This is a genomic window from Enterobacter sp. R-1.6.2, from assembly GCF_035064085.1.
Lineage (GTDB): Bacteria > Pseudomonadota > Gammaproteobacteria > Enterobacterales > Enterobacteriaceae > Enterobacter > Enterobacter asburiae_B.
The window spans coordinates 1-1922 of sequence record NZ_JASEYI010000082.1 but is presented as its reverse complement, the minus strand read 5'-3'; the positions used below and the strand labels follow the sequence as shown (position 1 = coordinate 1922).

Below are 1922 nucleotides of genomic sequence, written 5' to 3'. Positions count from 1 at the left end.
TTGTCGGTTATCTGCTGCCCCTGCCACCACAGAATGCTCCCGCTCGTGCCGATCAGCAGCGCTGACACCATCAGGATGGTGAGCCATGTCCGCCCGGCAGTCCGCAGTACGCTCCGCCGGTTTTTCTCCATCGCCTCGCTCATACTCTGCTCGTGGGCGAGGATGGCGTCGCTGATTCTCCTCGCGCTTGCGCTCAGTTCCGCTCTGACAGACCGCTCGTGCTCGCTGAATGCGGCTTTCAGCATCTCGCCGGTACTCTGCTGCTGCGCTTTCGATTGCTGCTCTAAGTCCTTCGCCAGCGTTAAAAGACTGCTCATAGATGGCTCCCTTCAGTCGGATGTTTCGCCCCCCGTCCGGGTCGGCAATGCTGATACTGCTTTTCGTGGTGCGCACCACCTCAAAACCTGCACCTTCAAGAGTGTCAGTGACATCCTGACGGCTTTTCAGCTCCCCGGACGAAGCAAGGGTCAGCAGTCCCCGGGTAATGGCTTCTGCGGCCTCCTGCTTCGTTTTCGGCAGCCCGGACGGCGTGACCAGCGCCCGGCGGTTTTCCGGCGCGTTCGGGTCATGCAGCCCCAGTCTGCCGTTCACGATAGTCTGCCAGGCATCGATGCGCGGCCGGTCGGCGCGGTCGTAGTAAGGCTGGAGCCGCCTGCCGGTCAGCAGCTCGGTATTGGGGATCAGAAAGTTCAGCTCCAGACGCCCCTTGTCCGCGTGCTCCACCCACAGAATGCTGTACTGATCTTTATCGAGTCCGGGCATCAGAACCCGCTCGAAGCTGGCCATCAGTTTTTCCCGCTGGCCGGGAGGCAGATCGGCCTCCGCAAACGACAGAACGCCGGAGGTGTATTTCTTAACGTAAGGCGACGCGTCAATCAGCTCCCGGACTTCTTCCGGCTTCCCCTGCAGGACGGTGGCGCCTTCACGCTGCCGGTCTTTACCCAGCAGATAGTCCACCGGCCCGGCGCCACCGCCGCGGCCGCGCGGATGAAATTTAACGATCATCGTCCGTTCCTTTCTCAAGAACGGCGTGCCGCAGCCGCTCAAGGCCGGCATCGATGGCCATCAGCGCCGCCACACTCTGTACCCTGTCATGGCCGGTGCCGCCGCCGGCGTTAACACGGCGGGCTATCTGGTTCAGGTTATTGCCCATGCCGGCAAGCTGGCGCAGCAGCGCCGGCGAGAGTGAGGGGAGCTTTCCGGAACGTGCCGGCTTTTCGTCCAGGCAGATCTGCCGCATCCACGCCGCCAGCTGCCTGCCGTCACAGCGCTCGAGCAGCCGCCGGTGCTCGTCCTCCGTCACCCACATGGTGAGCATCTTGCTCCGTTTCTCTGACAAACCGGCCTCCTGATAACGCCGGGACGGGCGGGAAAGCCTTTCCCGGTCGGCGCGGGGTTGGACAAGCCGCAGGCGCGTCAGGCTTTTGGCGGGTTTCGGGGCGCAGCCCTGAACCAGTCACGTAGCGCTAGCGGAGTGTATACTGGCTTACTATGTTGGCACGGATGCGGATATCAGTGAAGTGCTTCATGTGGCAGGAGAAAAATGCAGCAGCGGAGCGTAAGTGGAATATGTGATACAGAATATATTCCGCTTCCTCGCTCACTGACTCGCTGCGCTCGGTCGTTCGGCTGCGGCGAGCGGGAATGGCTTACGGACGGGGCGGAAATTTCCTGGAGGATGCCAGGAAGATACTTAGCAGAGAAGCGAGAAGGCCGCGGCGAAGCCGTTTTTCCATAGGCTCCGCCCCCCTGACAAGCATCACGAAATCTGACGCTCAAATCAGTGGTGGCGAAACCCGACAGGACTATAAAGATACCAGGCGTTTCCCCCTGGTGGCTCCCTCTTGCGCTCTCCTGTTCCCGCCCTGCGGCATCCGTGTTGTGGTGGAAGCTTTACCTAAATCACCACGTCCCGTTCCGTT

General features: G+C 61.3%; 2 protein-coding genes and 1 pseudogene. All 3 read right to left on the bottom strand.

Going from position 1 to position 1922, the window contains the following annotated elements:
- On the bottom strand, positions 1–317 hold a 317-nt coding region (locus tag QMN93_RS25795; RefSeq protein ID WP_323630744.1), incomplete at its 3' end, for an MbeB family mobilization protein.
- A gap of 34 nt (positions 318–351) precedes the next feature.
- Positions 352–786, bottom strand: a pseudogene (locus QMN93_RS25790) (relaxase/mobilization nuclease domain-containing protein); the annotation flags it as partial.
- Positions 787–994: 208 nt separating this feature from the next.
- Positions 995–1318 carry a MobC family plasmid mobilization relaxosome protein gene (locus QMN93_RS25785; protein WP_323630743.1) on the bottom strand — a complete coding sequence of 108 codons (324 nt, stop codon included), beginning with the start codon at positions 1316–1318 and terminating at the stop codon, positions 995–997.
- Between the last annotated feature and the right edge of the window lie 604 nt (positions 1319–1922).

Coding starts and splice junctions, on each gene's coding strand:
- QMN93_RS25785 (WP_323630743.1), bottom strand. CDS start 1,318: ATGCTCACCATGTGGGTGACGGAGGACGAGCACCGGCGGCTGCTCGAG.